General features: G+C 72.6%; 1 protein-coding gene (only partly in view). It reads left to right on the top strand.

Annotation, left to right across the window (positions count from 1 at the left end; translation table 11 throughout):
• A protein-coding gene (locus ACFC1R_RS19195) for a type I polyketide synthase (RefSeq protein WP_375940020.1) crosses the window boundary here: on the top strand, positions 1 to 24,510 show its 3' portion. The gene continues 10,254 nt to the left of window position 1, outside the view; 24,510 of the gene's 34,764 nt are visible here — the last part of the coding sequence; the start codon falls outside the window, past its left edge; the stop codon is at positions 24,508 to 24,510.

Here is a 24,510-nt window from a genome sequence, read left to right as displayed (position 1 = left end):
GCGATCGTCGCGATGAGCTGCCGATTCCCCGGCGGGGTCAGCACGCCCGAGGAGCTGTGGCAGCTGCTCACCTCCGGCGGGGACGCGATGGCAGGTCTGCCGACCGACCGCGGCTGGAACGTCGACACCCTCTACGACCCGGACCCGGACCAGGTCGGCAGGATCTACACCCGCGAGGGCGGATTCCTCTACGACGCCGCCGAGTTCGACGCCGCGTTCTTCGGGATCTCGCCGCGCGAGGCGCTGTCGATGGACCCGCAGCAGCGGCTGCTGCTGGAGACCTCCTGGGAGGCGTTCGAGCGGGCGGGCATCGACCCGGCCACCCTGCGCGGCAGCCGAACGGGCGTCTTCGCCGGCACCAACGGCCAGGACTACCTCGCTCTCCTGATGAATTCCCCGGAGGAGCTGGAGGGCCAGCTCGGCACGGGCACAGCAGCGAGCGTGGTCTCCGGCCGGCTCTCCTACACCTTCGGCCTGGAGGGCCCGGCGGTCACCGTCGACACCGCCTGCTCCTCCTCGCTGGTCGCCCTGCACCTCGCCGTGCAGGCGCTGCGCAACGGCGAGTGCTCGCTGGCGCTGGCCGGCGGTGTGACCGTGATGGCCACCCCGGACACCTTCCTTGACTTCAGCCGCCAGCGCGGCCTGTCCGCCGACGGCCGCTGCAAGGCGTTCGCCGCTTCGGCGGACGGCACCGCCTGGGGCGAGGGCGTCGGCATGCTGCTCGTCGAGCGGCTCTCCGACGCGCAGCGGAACGGGCACCCGGTGCTGGCCGTTGTACGCGGCAGCGCGGTCAACCAGGACGGTGCGTCCAACGGTCTGACCGCCCCCAACGGTCCGTCGCAGCAGCGGGTGATCCGGCAGGCCCTGGAGAACGCAGGACTGACGGCGGCTCAGGTCGACGCGGTCGAGGCGCACGGCACCGGCACCGCACTGGGTGACCCGATCGAGGCGCAGGCGCTGCTGGCCACCTACGGGCAGGAGCGTTCGGAGGACCGGCCGCTGTGGCTGGGCTCGGTGAAGTCGAACATCGGCCACACGCAGGCGGCCGCCGGTGTCGCCGGTGTGATCAAGATGGTCCTCGCCATGCAGCGCGGTGTGCTGCCGCAGACCCTGCACGTGAACCAGCCGACCCCACACGTCGACTGGTCGGCGGGCGCGGTCTCGCTGCTCACCGAGACGACCGAGTGGCCGGAGACCGGCGAGCCGCGCCGCTCTGCCGTGTCGTCCTTCGGCTTCAGCGGCACCAACGCGCACACGATCCTGGAGCAGGCGCCGGTTGTCGAGGTCGAAGCCGTCGAGGCGAGCGTGTCGCCGTCGGTGGTGCCGGTGGTGCTGTCGGCGAAGGGTGAGGTGGCGCTGCGGGCTCAGGCCGAGCGGTTGCTGTCCGCTGGTGATGCCGAACTGGTTGATGTGGCGTACTCGTTGGCGACGGGTCGGGCGGGGCTGGAGCACCGCGCGGTCGTCGTGGCGGGTGGGCGTGAGGAGTTCCTGCGGGGGCTTGGTGCGCTGGCTGCCGGTGAGTCCGGTTCGGGTGTGGTGCAGGGTTCGGTGGTTGAGGGCCGGACGGCGTTCCTGTTCACGGGGCAGGGCAGTCAGCGGGCCGGGATGGGCGCCGAGCTGTACGAGGCGTTCCCAGTGTTCGCGGATGCGCTGGACGAGGTGTTCGCGCACCTGGACCAGCATCTCGACCGTCCGCTGCGCGAGGTGATGTTCGCGGGTGAGGACGGTCTGCTGGACCGGACCGAGTACACGCAGCCCGCACTGTTCGCGGTCGAGGTGGCGCTGTTCCGCCTCACCGAGTCGTGGGGTGTGCGGCCGGACTTCCTGGCCGGTCACTCGATCGGTGAGCTGGCCGCCGCGCACGTCGCCGGGGTCCTCTCCCTGGCAGATGCTGCGGCTCTGGTCGCGGCGCGTGGCCGGCTGATGCAGGCGCTGCCCGCCGGTGGTGCGATGGTGGCGGTGCAGGCGTCCGAGGGCGAGGTCCTGCCGCTGCTGACCGCCGAGGTCGGTGTCGCGGCGGTCAACGGGCCTTCGTCGGTGGTGATTTCGGGTTCCGAGGCGGCTGTTCTGGAGGTTGCGGAGAAGCTTGCTGCTGATGGCCGGAAGACGAAGCGGCTGACGGTGAGCCATGCGTTCCACTCGCCGTTGATGGAGCCGATGCTGGCGGAGTTCCGGGCGGTGGCCGAGGGTCTGACCTTCGAGGCCCCCCGGATCCCGATCGTGTCGACGCTGACCGGCAAGCTCACCGATGAGTTGGTCACCCCCGAGTACTGGGTGCGGCACGTCCGTGAGGCGGTCCGCTTCCACGACGCCGTGCAGACCCTGGAGGGCGAGGGCGTCCGCACTTACGTGGAGCTGGGTCCCGACGGCACCCTCTCGGCGATGGGCCAGGAAGGCGTGTCGGAGGAGGCCGTCTTCGCGCCGGTCCTGCGCACGGGACGCCCCGAGGCGCAGACGGTGACCACCGCGCTCGCCCAGGCGTACGTGCGTGGCGTGGCCGTCGACTGGCAGGCGGTCTTCGCCGGCCAGGGCGCCAGCCGGGTGGATCTGCCCACCTACGCCTTCCAGCGCCAGCGCTACTGGCCGCGTACCCCGATCCTGGCGATGGGTGATGTCGCGTCGATCGGGCTCGGTGCGGCGGGGCATCCGTTGCTGGGTGCGAGTGTGGAGCTGCCGGATTCTGACGGAGTGGTGTTCACGGGCCGGCTGTCGGTGCAGTCGCATCCGTGGCTGGCGGATCACGCGGTGATGGGCAGTGTGCTGCTGCCGGGTACCGCGTTCGTGGAGTTGGCGATCCGGGCCGGTGACCAGGTCGGCTGCGCGGTGCTGGAGGAGCTGACGCTGGAGGCGCCGCTCGTTCTGCCGGAGCGTGGTGGTGTTCAGCTGCGGCTGGTGCTGGGTGCGGCCGATGAGAGCGGGCGGCGTGGTCTGAGTCTGCATTCGCGGGCCGAGGACGTGCTTGCGGATGAGCCGTGGACGCGGCATGCCACCGGCGTGCTGATGCCCGGTGTTGGTGCCGGGGCGTCGTTCGAGCTGGGGGAGTGGCCTCCGGCCGGTGCGGTGACGGTCGCGGTCGATGACCTGTACGAGCGGCTGGCGGCTGCCGGGTTCGGGTACGGCCCGGTGTTCCAGGGCCTGCGCGCCGCCTGGCGCAAGGACGGCGACGTGTACGCCGAGATCCGCCTGCCCGAGAGCGAGCACGAGGACGCCGAGCGCTACGGTCTGCACCCCGCGCTGCTGGACGCCGCACTGCACGCCCTCGGCCTCGACCTCACCAGCTCCGAAGGCACGGACGGCCCCCGCCAGGCCCGCATCCCGTTCTCGTGGAACGGCGTGACCCTGTACGCGACCGGCGCCGCCGCGCTGCGCCTGCGACTCTCCGAGACCAACGAGGACACTGCCTCGCTGCTGCTCGCGGACGAGTCCGGTCAGCCGGTCGCCTCGGTCGAGTCGCTGGTCTCGCGTGAGGTCTCCGAGGAGCAGGTGCGCAGTGCGCGCGGCGGCTTCGTGGAGTCGCTGTTCCGGGTGGAGTGGACCGCACTGCCGGTCTCGGCCGCACCCGCAGGCCGCTGGGCGGTGCTCGGGTCCGACGCTCTCGGAGCGGTCGGCGCCGGGGCCGAAGGATTCGCCGATCTGGCCGCGCTGGGCGCGGCGGTGGACGGCGGCGTGCCGGCCCCCGACGCGGTCTTCGTGTCGCTGGCGCCGATCGCAGCCGATGACTCTGCTGCCGACGCGGCCTCGACTGTCCGTACGGTGCTGCACGGTGTGCTCGCCGTGGTCCAGGAGTGGCTGGCGGACGAGCGGTTCGCCACCTCGCGCCTGGTCCTGGTGACCCGTGGCGCGGTGGCCGGCGGTGACGACCTCGTCCACGCCCCGGTGTGGGGCCTGGTGCGCTCCGCCCAGGTCGAGAACCCCGACCGCCTGGTGCTGCTGGACGTGGACGGCGGTGACTTCTCCCGCGAGGCGCTGTCGGCGGCGCTCGCCTCCGGTGAGCCCGAACTGGCCGTGCGGGGAGGCGCGTTGCGCGCACCCCGACTGGCCCGGGTGGCTGCCGCGTCCGGTGAGCTGCCTCCGGTGTTCGACGGTCGGGGCACGGTGCTGGTGACCGGTGCGTCCGGGATGCTGGGTGGTCTGGTCGCGCGTCATCTGGTGGCCGAGCACGGGGTGCGCAGTCTGCTGCTGGTTTCGCGTCGTGGTGCCGAGGCGCCGGGTGCGGCCGAACTGGCGGCCGAGCTGGTCGAGTCGGGGGCCGAGGTTGCCTGGGCGGCGTGCGATGTCGCCGACCGTGCGGAGCTGGCGGGCGTGCTGGCGTCCGTGCCGGCGGAGTTCCCGCTGACCGGTGTGGTGCACACCGCCGGTGTGCTGGACGACGGCATCGTCTCCTCGCTCACCCCCGAGCGCCTGGACGCCGTGCTGCGTCCGAAGGTCGACGCGGCGCTCAGCCTGCACGAGCTGACTGCCGGTCTCGACTTGAGCGCGTTCGTGCTCTTCTCCTCCGCCGCCGGCACGCTGAGCAGCCCAGGTCAGGGCAACTACGCCGCCGCGAACGTCTTCCTGGACGCTCTGGCCACCCGGCGCCGCGCCCAGGGCCTCGCGGCCACCGCGCTCGCCTGGGGCCCGTGGGCCGACAGCAGCGGGATGGTCGGCAGCCTGGACGAGCTCGACGTCCAGCGGATGAACCGCAGCGGCATCCACGGCCTCTCCTCGACCGAGGGCCTCGCGCTGCTCGACGCCGCCACCGCCACCGGCGATGCGGCGCTCGTCCCGATGCGGCTCGACCTGGCCGCGCTGCGCCCGCAGGCCGCCGCCGGGACCCTCCCCGCCCTGCTGCGCGGACTGGTCCGGGCCCCGGCGCGTCGGGTGGCGCGGGCCGGTTCGGCCGGTGGCTCGGAGCTGGCCGCTCGCCTGCTCGCGCTGCCTGCGGCCGAGCGGGAGCAGTCGGTGCTGGACCTGGTCCGGACCCGGGTGGCTTCGGTGCTGGGTTACCCGGACGTCAGCGCCGTGGAGGCGGGACGGGCGTTCAAGGAGCTCGGGTTCGACTCGCTGACGGCCGTCGAGCTGCGCAACGAGCTCAACGGCGCGACGGGTCTCCGACTGCCGGCGACGCTGGTGTTCGACTACCCGAGCCCGGTCGCGCTCGCGGCCTTCCTGGTCGCCGAGCTGCTGGGTGACGAGTCCGACCCGACCGGCGCAGCGCCGGTGCGGTCGGCCGGATCCCTGGACGACGAGCCGATCGCGATCGTCGGTATGAGCTGCCGCTACCCGGGTGGTGTGGAGTCGCCCGAGGACCTGTGGCGGCTGGTCTCCGAGGGCGGAGACGCGATCTCCGGCTTCCCGACCGGACGTGGCTGGGACCTCGACGGCCTCTACCACCCGGACCCGGACCACCAGGGCACGACCTACGCCCGCGAGGGCGGTTTCCTGCACGACGCCGGGCTGTTCGACCCGGACTTCTTCGGCATCTCGCCGCGCGAGGCGCTGGCCATGGACCCGCAGCAGCGGCTGCTGCTGGAGACCTCGTGGGAGGCCATCGAGCGGGCGGGCATCGACCCGGCCACCCTGCGCGGCAGCCGGACCGGCGTGTTCGCCGGTGTGATGTACCACGACTACGCCACCGGCATCAGCGAGCTGCCGGAGGGTGTCGAGGGCTACCTGGGCACCGGAGTGTCGGGCAGCATCGCCTCCGGGCGCGTCGCCTACACCTTCGGTCTGGAGGGCCCGGCGGTCACTGTCGACACGGCGTGCTCCTCGTCGCTGGTCGCCCTGCACTGGGCGATCCAGGCGCTGCGCAACGGCGAGTGCACGATGGCCCTGGCCGGCGGTGTGACCGTGATGGCCACCCCGGAGACCTTCGTCGACTTCAGCCGCCAGCGCGGCCTGTCGGCGGACGGCCGCTGCAAGGCGTTCTCGGCGGACGCGGACGGCACGGGCTGGGGCGAGGGCGTCGGCATGCTGCTCGTCGAGCGGCTCTCGGACGCGCGGCGCAACGGCCACCAGGTGCTGGCGATCGTCCGTGGTTCCGCCGTCAACCAGGACGGCGCGTCGAACGGCCTGACCGCGCCGAACGGCCCGTCGCAGCAGCGGGTGATCCGGCAGGCGCTGGCGAACGCGGGTCTGTCGGCCGACGAGGTCGACGCCGTCGAGGCGCACGGCACCGGCACCACCCTCGGCGACCCGATCGAGGCGCAGGCGCTGCTGGCCACCTACGGCCGGGACCGCGACGAGTCGGCGCCGCTGTGGCTGGGTTCGCTGAAGTCGAACATCGGTCACACGCAGGCGGCGGCGGGTGTCGGCGGGATCATCAAGATGGTGATGGCGATGCGACGGGGTGTGCTGCCGCAGACGCTGCATGTGAACGAGCCGTCGCCGAAGGTGGATTGGGCTTCGGGTGCGGTGTCGCTGCTGACGGAGTCGCGGCCGTGGCCGGAGACGGGTCGTGCGCGTCGTGCGGCGGTGTCCTCGTTCGGTATCAGCGGGACCAACGCGCACACGATCCTGGAGTACGCCGCCCCCGACACCGTCGCCGCTCCCGGTGCCGGCGACGAGCCGGCAGTCGACGACAGCGGCGTTGTGCCGCTGCTGCTCTCCGCCAAGAGCGACAAGGCGCTGGCGGGTCAGGCGGCTCGACTGCTCTCCCTCCTCTCGGAGCGGCCCGAGGTCGGCCTGCTCGACGTCGGTCACTCGCTGGTGGCGTCGCGGGCCGGGTTCGAGCACCGGGCGGTGGTGGTCGCGGGTGACCGTGAGGCTGCTGTCCGTGGCCTGGAGGCGCTGGCGTCCGGTGAGCCGGGTGCGGGTGTGGTGCAGGGTGTTGCGGGGTCTGCGGGGAAGGTGGCGTTCGTCTTCCCGGGTCAGGGTTCGCAGTGGGCGGCGATGGGTGCCGGGTTGTGGGCGGAGTCGGCGGTGTTCGCGGGGCGGATCGCCGAGTGCGGGGCTGCGTTGGCGCCGTTCACGGACTGGTCGTTGGAGGATGTGCTGCTCGGCCGGGCCGGTGAGGCGTGGCTGGATCGGGTGGATGTGGTCCAGCCGGTGCTGTGGGCGGTGATGGTGTCGCTGGCGGAGGTGTGGCAGTCGGCGGGGGTCCGTCCGGCTGCGGTGGTGGGTCATTCGCAGGGTGAGATCGCGGCTGCTGTGGTGGCGGGTGCGCTGTCGCTGGAGGATGGTGCGCGGGTGGTGGCCCTGCGCAGCAAGGCGATCGCGGCCGGTCTGGCGGGGCGTGGCGGGATGGTGTCCGTTGCGCTGCCGGTGGAGGCCGTGCGCGAGCGGCTCGCAGCCTGGGGCGAGGAGCGGGTTTCGGTCGCTGCGGTCAACGGGCCGTCGTCGGTGGTGGTTTCGGGTGAGCCGGCCGCGCTGGAGGAGCTGCTGGCCTCCTGCGAGGCGGACGGTGTCCGGGCCCGTCGGGTGCCGGTGGACTACGCCTCGCACTCCGCACAGGTCGAGTCCATCCGCGAGGAGCTGGCCGAAGCGCTGGCGGGGATCACTCCACAGGCCGGCCGGGTGCCGCTGCTGTCCACGGTGACCGGTGAGCTGGTCGACGGTTCCGGCATGGACGCCGAGTACTGGTACACCAACCTCCGCGAGACCGTGCGTCTGCAGGAGGCCACCGAGGCCCTGCTGGCCGACGGCTACGGAACGTTCGTCGAGGTCAGTGCGCATCCCGTCCTCGTGATGGCGGTCCAGGAGAGCATCGAGGCGGTCGGCCGGGACGCGGTGGCGTTCGGGACGCTGCGCCGTCACGAGGGCGGTCTGGAGCGGCTGTTCGCGTCGCTGGGCGAGGCCCAGGTGCGCGGTGTCGCGGTCGACTGGCAGTCGTTCTTCGCGGGCCGGGATGCCCGCCGGGTGGACCTGCCGACCTACGCCTTCCAGCGCGAGCGGTACTGGCTGGAGTCCGACGGGTCTGCCGCAACGGTCGAGGTTCCGGTCGACGCGGTGGATGCGAGTTTCTGGGAGGCCGTGGAGAAGGGTGACCTGGAGGCGCTGTCCTCGGCCCTGGAGCTGGACGGCGACCAGCCGTTGAGCTCGGTGCTGCCCGCTCTCTCGGCGTGGCGCCGACAGAGCCGTGAGCAGTCCACGGTGGACGGCTGGCGCTACCGCGACAGTTGGAAGCCGGTCACCGATGGTGGCGCTGGTGCGCTGTCGGGGACGTGGCTGGTGGCGATCCCCGCCGGGTGCGCCGAGGACGCGGCGGTGCTGGGTACGGTCCGGATGCTGGCCGGTCGCGGCGTGGACGTCCGCCGGGTCGAGCTGGACGGCGCCGATCGCGGAGCGGTGGCGGAGTCGCTCCGGCAGGCGCTCGCGGACGGCTCGCCGGTCTCCGGCGTCCTGTCGCTGCTGGCGCTGGACGGGACCGTGCTTGAGTCGGGTGTGTCTGCCGGGCTCGGTGGGATGTTGGCGCTGGTGCAGGCGCTGGGCGACTGCGGTGTCGCTGCTCCGCTGTGGTGTGTGACGCGGGGTGCGGTGTCGACGGGTCGTTCGGACCGTCTGGTGAGTCCTGTTCAGGCCCAGGTGTGGGGTCTGGGCCGGGTGGTGGCCCTGGAGCACCCGGAGCGTTGGGGTGGTCTGGTCGACCTGCCGGAGGTCGTGGACGAGCGTGTGCTCGGCCGTCTGGCTGCTGTGCTCGCTGCCACCGCTGGTGAGGACCAGGTCGCCGTACGTGCTTCGGGTGTGTTCGCGCGTCGTCTGGTGCGGGCCGTGCGTGGTGAGGCCGTTGAGGCGTGGAAGCCGGGCGGCACGGTGCTGGTCACCGGTGGTACGGGTGCGCTGGGTGCGGAGGTTGCGCGCTGGCTGGTCCGTAGTGGTGCCGAGCAGTTGCTGCTGACGAGCCGTCGTGGCCCGGATGCGCCGGGTGCGGTCGAACTGCGTGATGAGCTGGTCGGGTTGGGTGCGACCGTCACGGTGGCCGCGTGTGATGTGGCCGACCGTGCGGCGCTGGCCGGTCTGCTCGACTCGGTCGAGCTGTCGGCGGTGTTCCACACGGCCGGTGTGCTGGACGACGGTGTCGTCGACGGCCTGACGGTGGAACGGTTCGCCACGGTGGCGCGTCCGAAGGTGGACGCGGCACTCAACCTGCACGAGCTGACGGCAGGGATGGACCTGTCGGCGTTCGTCCTGTTCTCGTCGATGGCGGGTTCGGTCGGCAGCGCCGGCCAGGGCAACTACGCGGCGGCGAACGCCTTCCTGGACGCTCTGGCCGAGCAGCGCCGGGCCGACGGCCTGGCGGCGACCTCGATCGCGTGGGGCGCCTGGGCCGAGGCGGGCCTGGCGACCGACGACCTCGTCGCCGAGCGCCTGCGCCGCGACGGCGTGCCGGGCATGGCGCCCGCTCTGGCGATCACTGCCATGCAGCAGGCCCTGGACCACGGTGACGTCGCAATGACCATTGCCGACATCGTCTGGGACCGGCTCGCCGCCGAGTTCGCCGCCGTCCGGCCGAGCGCTCTCTTCCACGAGATCCCGGAGGTCGTCCGATTCCTCGCCGCCACCGAGTCGCAGTCCGAGGACTCCGGACCGGTGGCCGGCTCCTCGCTGGCGCGGCGTCTGGCGGGTCTGTCGGAGGTCGAGCGGAACCGTGCGCTGCTGGAGCTGGTGCGGGCCCAGGTCGCGGCTGTTCTCGGTTACGCGGGGTCGGAGGCGGTGGAGTCGGGCCGGGCGTTCAAGGAGCTCGGGTTCGACTCGCTGACCGCCGTCGATCTGCGCAACCGTCTGAACGCGGCCACCGGTCTCCGTCTCCCGGCCACGCTGGTGTTCGACTACCCGTCGGCGACCGCGCTGGCGGAGCACCTGCGGAGTGAACTCCTGGGCCAGGAGCCCGAGATCACCGTGCCGGTGCCGGTGGCGGCTGCCGCCGATGACGAGCCGATCGCGATCGTCGCGATGAGCTGCCGCTTCCCTGGCGGGGTCCGTTCGCCCGAGGAGCTGTGGCAGCTGCTCATGGCAGGCGGCGACGCGGTCGTGGACTTCCCGACCGACCGAGGCTGGGACCTCGACGGCCTCTTCGACCCGGACCCGGACCAGCTCGGCAAGATCTACACCCGTAAGGGAGCCTTCCTCCAGGACGCGACCCGGTTCGACCCCGCGTTCTTCGGCATCAGCCCGCGCGAGGCGACCGCCATGGACCCGCAGCAGCGCCTGCTGCTGGAGACGTCCTGGGAGGTCTTCGAGCGGGCGGGCATCGACCCGGTCACCCTGCGCGGCAGCCAGGCGGGTGTCTTCATCGGCACCAACGGCCAGGACTACATCTCGCTGCTCACCGAGGGACAGGAAGGCGCCGAGGGCCACCGTCTGACCGGTACGGCGACGAGCGTGGTGTCCGGCCGGCTGTCCTACACGTTCGGGCTGGAAGGCCCGGCGGTGTCGGTGGACACGGCGTGTTCGGCGTCGTTGGTGGCGCTGCACCTGGCGGTGCAGGCACTGCGCAACGGCGAGTGCTCGCTGGCGCTGGCCGGCGGTGTGACGGTGATGTCGACGCCGGACCTGTTCGTGGAGTTCAGCCGTCAGCGCGGGCTGTCGGTGGACGGCCGGTGCAAGGCGTTCGCGGGTGCCGCGGACGGCACGGGCTGGGGCGAGGGCGCGGGCGTGCTGCTCGTCGAGCGCCTCTCCGACGCCCAGCGCAACGGACACCCGGTGCTCGCCGTGGTCCGTGGTTCCGCCGTCAACCAGGACGGTGCGAGCAACGGCCTGGCCGCGCCGAACGGCCCGTCCCAGCAGCGGGTGATCCGCCAGGCGCTGGCCTCTGCCGGACTCACCGCCGACCAGATCGACGCGGTGGAGGCGCACGGTACGGGTACGCGGCTGGGTGACCCGATCGAGGCGCAGGCGCTGCTGGCCACCTACGGCCAGGAGCGGTCGGAGGACCGGCCGCTGTGGCTGGGCTCGGTGAAGTCGAACATCGGCCACACGCAGGCGGCTGCCGGTGTGGCGGGTGTGATCAAGATGGTGATGGCGATGCGGCACGGTGTGCTGCCGCAGACGCTGCACGTCGATGCGCCGACCCCGCACGTCGACTGGGCCTCGGGCGCGGTCTCGCTGCTGACCGAGGCGACGGAGTGGCCGGAGACCGGCCGTCCCCGCCGGGCGGGCATCTCCGCCTTCGGCGTCAGCGGTACCAACGCGCACACGATCCTGGAGCAGGCGCCGGTTGTCGAGGCTCCTGCTGCCGGGGAGACGGTCTCGCCGTCGGTGGTGCCGGTGGTGCTCTCGGCGAAGGGCGAGACCGCACTTCGGGCCCAGGCCAGGGAGCTCCAGTCGCGGGTCGAGGCCGACCCCGAGCTGACCGTCACGGACCTCGGTTACTCGCTGGCGACGACGCGAGCGGCTTTCGAGCACCGCGCAGCTGTCGTGGCGGGTGGGCGTGAGGAGTTCCTGCGGGGGCTGGGTGCGCTGGCCGAGGGCGAGTCGGCTGCGAATCTGGTGCAGGGTTCGGTGGTGGAGGGCCGTACGGCGTTCCTGTTCACCGGGCAGGGCAGCCAGCGGGCCGGGATGGGCGCCGAGCTGTACGAGGTGTTCCCGGTGTTCGCGGATGCGCTGGACGAGGTGTTCGCGCACCTGGACCAGCACTTGGAGCGTCCGCTTCGCGAGGTGATGTTCGCGGAGGGCAGCGAGCTCCTCGACCGGACCGGCTACACCCAGCCCGCGCTGTTCGCGATCGAGGTGGCGCTGTTCCGCCTCACCGAGTCGTGGGGTGTTCGGCCGGACTTCCTGGCGGGTCACTCGATCGGTGAGCTGGCGGCCGCGCACGTCGCGGGGGTTCTCTCCCTGGCTGATGCTGCTGCCCTGGTGGCGGCTCGTGGCCGGCTGATGCAGGCGCTGCCCGCCGGTGGTGCGATGGTGGCGGTGCAGGCGTCCGAGGACGAGGTTCTGCCGCTGCTGACCGCCGAGGTCGGTATCGCCGCGATCAACGGCCCGAACTCGGTGGTGATCTCGGGTGCCGAAGCCTCGGTGCTCAAGGTCGCCGAGCAGCTGGCGGCCGAGGGCCGCAAGACCAAGCGGCTGACGGTGAGCCACGCGTTCCACTCGCCGCTGATGGAGCCGATGCTGGCGGAGTTCCGGGCGGTGGCCGAGGGTCTGAGCTTCCACGAGCCGAGGATCCCGATCGTCTCCACCCTCACCGGCGAGCTCACCGACGAGCTGGTCACCCCCGAGTACTGGGTGCGCCACGTCCGCGAAGCCGTCCGCTTCCACGACGCCGTGCAGACCCTGGAGGACGAAGGCGTCCGCACGTTCATGGAGTTGGGCCCGGACGGTGTCCTGTCCGCGATGGGCCAGGACTGCGTGACCGAGGCGGCGCTCTTCGCGCCGGTCCTGCGCGCAGGCCGTCCCGAGGCGCAGACGGTGACCACCGCGCTCGCCCAGGCGTACGTGCGTGGCGTGGCCGTCGACTGGCAGGCGGTCTTCGCCGGCCAGGGCGCCAGCCGGGTGGACCTGCCCACCTACGCCTTCCAGCGCCAGCACTACTGGCCGGAGCGGGTGTCCGTGACTGCCGGTGATGTCACGGCGGTCGGTCTGGTGCCAGCCGGCCATCCGCTGCTCGGTGCCGCCGTGTCGCTCGCCGCCGTGGACGGTTTCCTCTTCACGGGCCGGCTGTCGGTGCAGACGCACCCGTGGCTGGCGGACCACGCGGTGATGGGGAGCGTGCTGCTGCCGGGTACGGCGTTCGTCGAGTTGGCGATCCGGGCCGGTGACCAGGTCGGCTGTGCGGTGCTGGAGGAGCTGACGCTGGAGGCGCCGCTCGTTCTGCCCGAGCAGGGCGGTGTCCAGGTACAGCTCTCCGTGGAGGCGGCCGACGAGTCCGGGCGGCGCCCGGTCAGCCTGCACTCCCGTCCGGAGGAAGCCTCCGGTGAGGAACTGTGGACGCGGCACGCCACGGGTGTGCTCGCCCCGAGCGCCGTTGCCGGATCCCCGGCTTCGTTCGAGCTGGGGGAGTGGCCCCCGGCCGGTGCGGTCACTGTTGCGGTCGACGACCTGTACGAGGTGTTCGGCGAGGCCGGGTTCGGGTACGGACCGGTGTTCCAGGGCCTGCGCGCCGCCTGGCGCAAGGGCGAGGACGTGTACGCCGAGGTCCGGCTGCCCGAGGGCGCGCGTGCGGATGCCGCGCTCTTCGGCCTGCACCCGGCCCTGCTCGACGCCGCGCTGCACGCGGTGGGCATCGGCAACCTGCTGGAGGAGAACGGCGGCGGACGTCTCCCGTTCGCCTGGAACGGTGTGACCCTGCACGCGGCCGGTGCGTCGGCGGTGCGGGTGCGGATGTCACCGGCGGGCAGCCGGGACACGGTCTCGCTGGTGCTGGCGGACGAGTCCGGTCAGCCGGTCGCGTCGGTCGAGTCGCTGGCGATGCGCGAGGTGTCCGAGGAACAGGTGCGGGCCGCCCGTGCGGGCTTCGTGGACTCGCTGTTCCGGGTGGAGTGGACCGTACTGCCGGTGCCGGCGGTTCCCGCGGGCCGCTGCGCGGTTCTGGGCAGCGACCCGATCGGGACCGGGGCCGAGATGTTCACCGGTCTCGCCGAGCTCGGTGCGGCCGTCGAGGCGGGGCAGACGCTGCCCGACGAGGTGTTCCTCGCGCTGGACGCCGCCGACGCCGCTGTCGAGACCGCCTCGGCTGTCCGTGCCGCGCTGCACGGTGTGCTCGGTGTGGTCCAGGAGTGGCTGGCGGACGAGCGGTTCGCCTCCTCGCGCCTGGTCCTGGTGACCCGAGGCGGGGCGACCGGCGATGACAACCTCGTCCACGCCCCGGTCTGGGGTCTGCTGCGCTCGGCGCAGTCCGAGAACCCCGGCCGGTTCGTGCTGCTCGACCTCGACGGAGCGGAGGACTCGGACCGGGCCGTGGCGGGTGCCCTGGCCTCCGGCGAGCCCCAACTGGCCGTCCGCGAGGGCGTCGTACGGGTACCGCGGCTGGCCCGGGTGGCTGCCGCGTCCGGTGAGCTGCGGCCGGTGTTCGACGCGCTCGGCACGGTGCTGGTGACCGGTGCGTCCGGGATGCTGGGTGGCCTGGTCGCCCGTCATCTGGTGGCCGAGCACGGGGTGCGCAGTCTGCTGCTGGTCTCGCGTCGTGGTGCGGAGGCACCGGGAGCGGCCGAACTGGTGGCCGAGCTGGCCGAGTCGGGTGCTTCCGTGGTGATCGCGGCGGCCGATGTCGCCGACCGTGCGGCGCTGGCTGACGCGCTGGCGTCCGTTCCGGCGGAGTTCCCGCTGACCGGTGTGGTGCACACGGCCGGTGTGCTGGACGACGGCATCGTCTCCTCGCTCACCCCCGAGCGGATCGACACCGTGCTGCGTCCGAAGGTGGACGCGGCGCTCAACCTGCACGAGCTGACCGCAGGTCTCGACCTGAGCGCGTTCGTGCTCTTCTCCTCCGCCGCCGGCACCTTCGGCGGGCTGGGGCAGGGCAACTACGCTGCGGCCAACGTCTTCCTGGATGCTCTGGCCACCTGGCGCCGCGCCGCCGGACTGCCCGCGACCTCGCTCGCCTGGGGTGCCTGGGCGGACGGCGGGATGGTCGGCAGCCTGGCCGAGGCGGACGTGCGACGGCTGAACCGTGGCGGCGTGCAGGGCATGCTCGCGGCCGAGGGCCTGGCGCTGTTCGACGCGGCGTGCGCTGCGGACGACCCGATGCTGGTGCCGATGCAGCTCGACCTGGTGGCGCTGCGCGCCGAAGCCCGGGCGGGCACCCTGCCGCCGCTGCTGCGCGGACTGGTGAGGACGCCGGTTCGCCGGGCCGTCGAGGCCAACTCCGCTGATGCGGCGACCGGTTCGAGCCTCGCCCGAAGCCTGGTCGCACTCTCCGAGGCCGAGCGGGACACGGTGCTGCTCGACCTGGTCCGGACCCGGGTGGCCTCGGTGCTGGGCTACCCGGACGTCGCTGCCGTGGAGGCGGGCCGGGCGTTCAAGGAGCTCGGCTTCGACTCGCTGACGGCGGTCGAGCTGCGCAACGAGCTCAACGGCGCGACCGGTCTCCGACTCCCGGCGACGCTGGTGTTCGACTACCCGACGCCGGCCGCGCTGGCCGGGTTCCTGCGGTCGGAGCTGGTGGGCGAGCAGCCCGCAGCCGTGGCGGTGGCCGGTCCGGTCGTGGCACTGGACGACGAGCCGATCGCGATCGTCGGTATGAGCTGCCGCTACCCGGGTGGTGTGGAGTCGCCCGAGGACCTGTGGCGGCTGGTGTCCGAGGGCGGTGACGCGGTCTCGGGCTTCCCGGCGGGCCGTGGCTGGGACCTCGACGGTCTCTACCACCCGGACCCGGACCATCAGGGCACCTCGTACGCCCGTGAGGGCGGTTTCCTGCACGACGCGGGCCTGTTCGACCCGGCGTTCTTCGGGATCTCGCCGCGCGAGGCGATTGCGATGGACCCGCAGCAGCGGCTGCTGCTGGAGACCTCCTGGGAGGCGTTCGAGCGGGCAGGCATCGACCCGGCGACCGTGCGCGGCAGCCGGACCGGTGTCTTCGCCGGTGTGATGTACCACGACTACGCGACGGGTGTCGGTGAACTGCCCGACGGCGTCGAGGGCTACCTCGGCACGGGTAACTCCGGCAGCATCGCCTCCGGCCGCGTCGCCTACACGCTCGGCCTCGAAGGCCCGGCGGTCACCGTCGACACCGCCTGCTCCTCCTCCCTGGTCGCCCTGCACTGGGCGATCCAGGCGCTGCGCAACGGCGAGTGCACGATGGCCCTGGCCGGCGGCGTCGCGATCATGTCCACCCCCGAGGTGTTCGTCGACTTCAGTCGTCAGCGGGCGCTCTCGGCGGACGGCCGCTGCCGGGCGTTCTCGGCGGACGCGGACGGCACGGGCTGGGGTGAAGGTGTCGGCATGCTGCTCGTCGAGCGGCTCTCCGATGCCCGCCGGAACGGGCACCCGGTGCTGGCGGTTGTGCGGGGTTCGGCGATCAACCAGGACGGTGCGTCGAACGGTCTGACCGCGCCGAACGGTCCGGCGCAGCAGCGGGTGATCCGTCAGGCGCTGGCGAACGCGGGTCTGTCGGCCGACGAGGTCGATGCGGTGGAGGCGCACGGCACGGGTACGACGCTGGGTGACCCGATCGAGGCGCAGGCGCTGCTGGCCACGTACGGGCGGGAGCGGGACGAGTCGGCGCCGTTGTGGCTGGGTTCGCTGAAGTCGAACATCGGTCACACGCAGGCGGCGGCGGGTGTCGGCGGGATCATCAAGATGGTGATGGCGATGCGGCAGGGTGTGCTGCCGCAGACGCTGCATGTGAACGAGCCGTCGCCGAAGGTGGACTGGTCCGCCGGGGCGGTGGAGCTGTTGACGGAGTCGCGGCCGTGGCCGGAGACGGGTCGTGCGCGTCGTGCGGCGGTGTCCTCGTTCGGTATCAGCGGGACCAACGCGCACACGATCCTGGAGTACGCCGCCCCCGACACCGCCGCCGGGCGGACAGCAGATGACGGCGTTGTGCCGCTGCTGCTCTCCGCGCAGAGCGCGTCGGCCCTGCGGGGTCAGGCGGCGCGGCTGAGCGCGCATCTGGCGGAGTGGCCGGAGCTGTCGCTGGCGGATGTCGGGTACTCGTTGGTGGCGTCGCGGGCGGGGTTCGAGCACCGGGCGGTGGTGGTTGCGGGTGACCGTGAGGGTGCTGTCCGTGGCCTGGAGGCGCTGGCGTCCGGTGAGCCGGGGGCGGGTGTGGTGCAGGGTGTTGCGGGGTCTGCGGGGAAGGTGGCGTTCGTCTTCCCGGGTCAGGGTTCGCAGTGGGCTGCGATGGCGGTGGAGTTGCTGGAGTGCTCTGCGGTGTTCGCGGAGCGGTTGGGGGAGTGTGCGGCTGCGTTGGCGCCGTTCACGGACTGGTCGCTGCTGGACGTCGTGCGGGGCACGGCGGGTGAGGCGTGGCTGGATCGGGTGGATGTGGTCCAGCCGGTGCTGTGGGCGGTGATGGTCTCGCTGGCGGAGGTCTGGCAGTCGGCGGGCGTTGAGCCGTCGGTCGTGGTCGGCCATTCGCAGGGTGAGATCGCCGCTGCTGTGGTGGCGGGTGCGCTGTCGCTGGAGGACGGTGCGCGGGTGGTGGCCCTGCGCAGCAAGGCGATCGCGGCCGGTCTGGCGGGGCGTGGCGGGATGGTGTCCGTTGCGCTGCCGGTGGAGGCCGTGCGCGAGCGGCTCGCGGTGTGGGGTGAGGAGCGGGTTTCGGTCGCTGCGGTCAACGGGCCGTCGTCGGTGGTGGTTTCGGGTGAGCCGGCCGCGCTGGAGGAGTTGCTGGCGTCGTGTGAGGCGGATGGTGTCCGGGCCCGTCGGGTGCCGGTGGACTACGCCTCGCACTCGGCGCAGGTGGAGTCGATCCGCACCGAACTGCTGGATGTCCTGAAGGACGTGGCCCCACAGGCGGGCCGGGTGCCGCTGCTGTCCACGGTGACGGGCGAGCTGGTCGACGGTTCCGGCATGGACGCCGAGTACTGGTACACCAACCTCCGTACCACCGTGGAGTTCGCCGACGCGACGCGTGCGCTGCTCGAGGAGCACGGCGTCGGGACCTTCGTCGAGGTCAGCGCACACCCCGTGCTTGCGATGGCGGTCCAGGAGAGCATCGAGGCGGTCGGCCGGGACGCGGTGGCGTTCGGGACGCTGCGCCGTCACGAGGGCGGTCTGGAGCGGCTGTTCGCGTCGCTGGGCGAGGCCCAGGTGCGCGGTGTCGCGGTCGACTGGCAGTCGTTCTTCGCGGGCCGGGATGCCCGCCGGGTCGACCTGCCGACCTACGCCTTCCAGCGTGAGTGGTACTGGCTGGAGCCGTCTGCCCCGGTGGCCGGTGTCGCACCGGTCGATGCGGTGGACGCCCGCTTCTGGGAGGCCGTCGAGCGTGAGGACCTGGAGGCGCTGGCCGCGACCCTGGAGGTCGAGGGCGGCAGCGAGCTGGGCGCGGTGCTCCCGATGCTGTCGGCGTGGCGCCGGCAGAGCCGTGAGCAGTCCATGGTGGACGGCTGGCGCTACCGGGTGAGCTGGAAGCCGGTCGCCGACGGTGGCGCTGGTGCGCTGTCGGGTACCTGGCTGGTGGTGGTCCCTGCCGGATTCGCGGAGGACGCGGCGGTGCTGGGCGCGGTCGGGATGCTCGCCGGTCGTGGCGTGGACGTTCGCCGGGTCGAGCTGGACGGCACCGGTACTGACCGTGTCGCGGTCGCCGAGCAGTTGCGTGAGGCGGTCTCCGATGGTGAGTCCGTCGAAGGCGTCCTGTCGCTGCTGGCGCTGGACGAGACCGTGCTTGAGTCGGGTGTGTCTGCCGGGCTCGGTGGGATGTTGGCGCTGGTGCAGGCGCTGGGCGACTGCGGTGTCGCTGCTCCGCTGTGGTGTGTGACGCGGGGTGCGGTGTCGACGGGTCGTTCGGACCGTCTGGTGAGTGCGGTGCAGGCCCAGGTGTGGGGTCTGGGCCGGGTGGTGGCCCTGGAGCACCCGGAGCGTTGGGGTGGTCTGGTCGACCTGCCGGAGGTCGTGGACGAGCGTGTGCTTGCCCGCCTGGCCGCTGTCCTTGCCGCCACTGCCGGTGAGGACCAGGTCGCTGTCCGCGCCTCGGGCGTCTTCGCCCGCCGTCTGGTGCGCGCCGCGAAGCCGGAGGCGTCCGCCCCGGCCTGGCGGCCCAGCGGCACGGTGCTGGTCACCGGTGGTACGGGTGCGCTGGGTGCGGAGGTTGCGCGCTGGCTGGTGCGTAACGGTGCCAAGCAGTTGCTGCTGACGAGCCGTCGTGGTCTGGATGCGCCGGGCGCGGCCGAACTGCGTGATGAGCTGGTCGGGTTGGGTGCTGCCGTCACGGTGGCCGCGTGCGATGCGGCGGACCGTGAGGCGCTGGCCGGTCTGCTCGACTCGGTCGAGCTGTCGGCGGTGTTCCACACGGCCGGTGTCCTGGACGACGGTGTCGTGGACGGCCTGACGGTGGAGCGGTTCGCCACGGTGGCGCGTCCGAAGGTGGACGCGGCGCTCAACCTGCACGAACTCACCGCGAACCACGACCTGTCGGCGTTCGTCCTGTTCTCGTCGATGGCGGGTTCGGTCGGCAGCGCCGGCCAGGGCAACTACGCGGCGGCGAACGCCTTCCTGGACGCTCTGGCCGAGCAGCGCCGGGCCGACGGCCTGGCGGCGACCTCGATCGCGTGGGGCGCCTGGGCCGAGGCGGGCCTGGCGACCGAGGACCTCGTCGCCGAGCGCCTGCGCCGCGACGGTGTCGTCGGCATGGCGCCCGGTCTGGCGATCACTGCCATGCAGCAGGCGCTGGACCACGGCGACGCGGCCCTGACCATCGCCGATGTGGACTGGAACCGAGTGGCGGCCGAGACCGTCGCGGTCCGCCGGAGCAACCTCTTCAACGAGATTCCCGAGGCGCGCAAGGTCATGGAGGCGGCGTTCGCGCCGTCGGGTGACGCCGAGGCCGACGGTGAGTCCTCGCTGGCGCGGCGTCTGGCGGGTCTGTCGGAGGTCGAGCGGAACCGTGCGCTGCTGGAGCTGGTGCGGGCCCAGGTCGCCGCTGTCCTCGGTTATGCGGGGTCGGAGGCGGTGGAGTCGGGCCGGGCGTTCAAGGAGCTCGGGTTCGACTCGCTGACCGCCGTCGATCTGCGCAACCGTCTGAACGCGGCCACCGGTCTCCGTCTCCCGGCCACGCTGGTGTTCGACTACCCGTCGGCGACCGCGCTGGCGGAGCACCTGCGGAGCGAACTGTTGGGCCAGGAGGCCGAGATCACCGCGTCGGTGCCGGTGGCGGCTGCCGCCGATGACGAGCCGATCGCGATCGTCGCGATGAGCTGCCGCTTCCCCGGCGGGGTCAGCACGCCCGAGGAGCTGTGGCAGCTGCTCGTCGCGGGTGGCGACGCCATCGCCGACTTCCCGACCGACCGAGGCTGGGACCTCGACGGCCTCTACCACCCGGACCCGGACAACCAGGGCACGACATACGCCCGTGAGGGCGGCTTCCTGGACCAGGTCACGAAGTTCGACCCGACCTTCTTCGGGATCTCGCCGCGCGAGGCCCTCTCGATGGACCCGCAGCAGCGACTGCTGCTGGAGACCTCCTGGGAGGCGTTCGAGCGGGCGGGCATCGACCCCACCTCGCTGCGCGGCAGCCAGGCGGGTGTGTTCGTCGGCACCAACGGCCAGGACTACGCCAACCTGCTGGTGGACGGCCTGGAGGGCGTCGAGGGTCACCGTCTGACGGGTACGGCGACGAGTGTGGTGTCGGGCCGGCTGTCCTACACGTTCGGGCTGGAAGGCCCGGCGGTGTCGGTGGACACGGCGTGTTCGGCGTCGTTGGTGGCGCTGCACCTGGCGGTGCAGGCGCTGCGCAGCGGCGAGTGCTCGCTGGCGCTGGCCGGCGGTGTGACGGTGATGTCGACGCCGGACCTGTTCGTGGAGTTCAGCCGTCAGCGCGGGCTGTCGGTGGACGGCCGGTGCAAGGCGTTCGCGGGTGCTGCGGACGGTACGGGCTGGGGCGAGGGCGCGGGCATGCTGCTCGTCGAGCGCCTCTCGGACGCCCAGCGCAACGGTCATCCGGTGCTGGCGGTGGTCCGTGGCTCGGCGGTCAACCAGGACGGTGCGTCGAACGGCCTGACCGCGCCGAATGGTCCGTCGCAGCAGCGGGTGATCCGGCAGGCGCTGGCCTCTGCCGGACTCACCGCCGACCAGATCGACGCGGTGGAGGCGCACGGTACGGGTACGCGGCTGGGTGACCCGATCGAGGCGCAGGCACTGCTGGCCACCTACGGCCAGGACCGTGACCAGACCTCGCCGCTGCTGCTCGGCTCGGTGAAGTCGAACATCGGTCACACCCAGGCGGCTGCCGGTGTGGCGGGTGTGATCAAGATGGTGCTCGCCATGCAGCACGGTGTACTGCCGCAGACGCTGCACGTCGACGCGCCGACCCCGCACGTCGACTGGTCTGCCGGCGGTGTCACGCTGCTGACGGAGGCGACGGAGTGGCCGGAGACCGGCCGTCCCCGCCGGGCGGGCATCTCCGCCTTCGGTATCAGTGGGACGAACGCGCACACGATCCTGGAGCAGGCGCCGGTTGTCGAGGCTGCGGGTGCCGTCGAGGCGCACGTGGTGCCGGTGGTGCCGGTGGTGCTGTCGGCGAAGGGTGAGGTGGCGCTGCGGGCGCAGGCCGAGCGCCTGCTGTCCGCTGGTGATGCCGAACTGGTTGATGTGGCGTACTCGTTGGCGACGGGTCGGGCGGGGCTGGAGCACCGCGCAGCTGTCGTGGCGGGTGGGCGTGAGGAGTTCCTGCGGGGGCTGGGTGCGCTGGCCGAGGGTGAGTCGGCTGGGAATCTCGTGCAGGGTTCGGTGGTGGAGGGCCGTACGGCGTTCCTGTTCACCGGGCAGGGCAGCCAGCGGGCCGGGATGGGCGCCGAGCTGTATGGGGCGTTCCCGGTGTTCGCGGATGCGCTGGACGAGGTGTTCGCGCACCTGGACCAGCACTTGGAGCGTCCGCTTCGCGAGGTGATGTTCGCGGACGAGGCCGGTCTGCTCGGCCAGACGGCCTACACGCAGCCCGCGTTGTTCGCGGTCGAGGTGGCGCTGTTCCGCCTGGTGGAGTCGTGGGGTCTGCGGCCGGACTTCCTGGCCGGCCACTCGATCGGCGAGCTGGCCGCCGCACACGTCGCGGGGGTTCTCTCCCTGGCGGATGCTGCCGTGCTGGTGGCGGCTCGTGGCCGGCTGATGCAGGCGCTGCCCGCCGGTGGTGCGATGGTGGCGGTGCAGGCGTCCGAGGACGAGGTTCTGCTGCTGCTGACCGCCGAGGTCGGTATCGCCGCGATCAACGGCCCGAAGTCGGTGGTGATCTCGGGTGCCGAAGCCTCGGTGCTCAAGGTCGCGGAGAAGCTGGCGGCCGAGGGCCGCAAGACCAAGCGGCTGACGGTGAGCCACGCGTTCCACTCGCCGCTGATGGAGCCGATGCTGGCGGAGTTCCGGGCGGTGGCCGAGGGTCTGAGCTTCCACGAGCCGAGGATCCCGATCGTCTCCACCCTCACCGGCGAGCTCACCGACGAGCTGGTCACCCCGGAGTACTGGGTGCGGCACGTCCGCGAGGCCGTTCGCTTCCACGACGCCGTGCAGACCCTGGAGGGCGAAGGCGTCCGCACGTTCATGGAGTTGGGCCCGGACGGTGTCCTGTCCGCGATGGGCCAGGACTGCGTGACCGAGGCGGCGCTCTTCGCGCCGGTCCTGCGCGCAGGCCGTCCCGAGGCGCAGACGGTGACCACCGCGCTCGCCCAGGCGTACGTGCGTGGCGTGGCCGTCGACTGGCAGGCGGTCTTCGCCGGCCAGGGCGCCCACCGGGTCGACCTGCCCACCTACGCCTTCCAGCGGCAGCACTACTGGCCCGAGGCACTGCCGACCGCCACTGCGGCTGCCGGCAACGGGCTGGGGACGGACCCGGCGGACGCCCGCTTCTGGGAGGCCGTCGAGAGCGAGGACCTGGCCGCGCTGGCCGCGACCCTGGAGATGGACGTCTCGGACACGCAGTCCCCGCTGAACGCGCTCTCTCCGGTGCTGCCGGTGCTCTCCGCCTGGCGCCGCCAGCAGCGCGAGCAGTCGGTGGTGGACGGTTGGCGCTACCGGGTCAGCTGGAAGCCGGCCGCCGACAGCGGTACCGCCGTCGCCGCCCTCTCCGGCAGCTGGCTGGTGGCCGTTCCGGCCGCGCAGGCCGGGGGCGGTGAGAACGGCTGGGTGGCCGAGGTGGTCCGTGCCCTCAGCGGGAGCGGCGCCGAGGTCCGAAGGATCACCGTCGACACCACGGCGTGTGACCGTGACAGCCTCGCCGGCGAGCTGCGTGCCGCGTACGCGGGGGCGGCGGGCCTGGCCGGAGTGCTGTCGCTGCTGGCCCTGGACGAGCAGGTGCACCCGGTGCATCCGGCGCTCTCCGCCGGGCTCGCCGCGACCGCGCTGCTCACCCAGGCCCTGGGCGACGCCGCGATCGACGCGCCGCTGTGGTGCGTGACGCGCGGCGCGGTCTCGACGGGCCGTACGGACCGCCTCGAAAGCCCGGCGCAGGCCCAGGTCTGGGGTCTGGGTCGAGCGGTGGCCCTGGAGCACCCGGAGCGCTGGGGCGGTCTGGTCGATCTCCCGGAGAGCGTGGACGAGCGCGTCTCCTCCCGCCTGGTGGGTGTCCTCGCGGACGCCGACGGCGAGGACCAGCTGGCGGTCCGTCGGTCGGGCGTGTTCGTCCGCCGGCTGGTCCGGGCCACCCGGGCGAAGGCGTCCGGTACGGCCTGGAGGCCGCGCGGCACGGTCCTGGTCACGGGCGGCACCGGTGCCCTGGGCGCCGAGGTCGCACGCTGGCTGGCCCGTAACGGAGCCGAGCACCTGGTGCTCACCGGACGCCGTGGCGCCGATGCGCCGGGTGCGGCCGAACTCCGCGCCGAGCTGGCCGGGTCGGGCGTCCAGGTCACCCTGGAGGCGTGCGATGTCGCCGACCGGTCGGCGGTGGAGGTCCTGGTCAAGCGGCTCACGGCCGACCTCGCCACCCCGCTGCGCGCGGTGGTGCACGCGGCCGGTGTCACCCAGGACACCGCACTGATGGACGGCGATCTGAGTGAGCTGTCCAGGGTCGTGGACGCCAAGGTCTCGGGCGCGGTCCACCTGGACGCCGCACTCGGCGACACCGAACTGGACGCCTTCGTGCTCTTCTCCTCGATCGCCGGGGTGTGGGGCAGTGGCGGCCAGACCGGTTACGCGGCGGCCAACGCCTTCCTCGACGCGCTGGCCGAGCGGCGCCGGGCGACCGGACTCGCCGCGACGTCGGTGGCCTGGGGGCCGTGGGGCGAGATCGGCATGGCGGCCGACGACGCGGCGGCCGAGCAGCTGCGACGGCGCGGCCTGCGGGTCCTGGCCCCGGAGCTCGGGATCGCCGCGCTCCAGCAGGCGCTGGACGACCTGGAGACGGCGCTGACCGTCGCCGACGTCGACTGGGCGCTGTTCGCACCCGCGTTCGCCGCCGCGCGCCCCCGGCCGCTGATCACCGGGGTCCCGGAGGCCCGCGAGGCGCTCGAGGCGGCCACCGACGAGGGCGAGAGCGGCAGCGGGGACCGGGCGGCCGCGTTCCGGGAGCGGCTGAGCGGGCTCCCCGCCGCCGACCGGGAGCGTGCCCTGCTCGACCTGGTGCGCACCGAGGTCGCCGCGGTGCTCGGTTACGCCGGGGCCGGAGCGGTCGAGGCCGGCCGGGCCTTCAACGAGCTGGGCTTCGACTCGCTCACCGCGGTCGAACTGCGTAACCGCCTCAACGCGGCCGTCGGACTGCGCCTGCCGGCCAGCCTGGTGTTCGACTACCCCAACCCGGCTGCCCTGGCCGAGCACCTGCGGTCCGAGCTCGTCGGGGACGGTCCCGCCGATGCGGCACCGGTGCTCGCCGAACTCGACGCGCTGGACCGGACGCTCTCCGCCATCTCTCCCGACCACGCCGAACGCGCCCGCGTCACGGCCCGACTCCAGGCCCTCCTGGCGAAGTGGAACGCGGGCGACGAGCCCGCCGACGGCGCCGACGACGACGAGTTGGAGAACGCGTCGGCCGATGACCTCTTCGACATCATCAACAAGGAATTCGGCAGGTCCTGA

Origin of the sequence: Kitasatospora sp. NPDC056138, from assembly GCF_042264695.1 — a bacterium.
GTDB lineage: Bacteria > Actinomycetota > Actinomycetes > Streptomycetales > Streptomycetaceae > Kitasatospora.
This window is presented reverse-complemented; position numbering and strand designations above follow the sequence as displayed.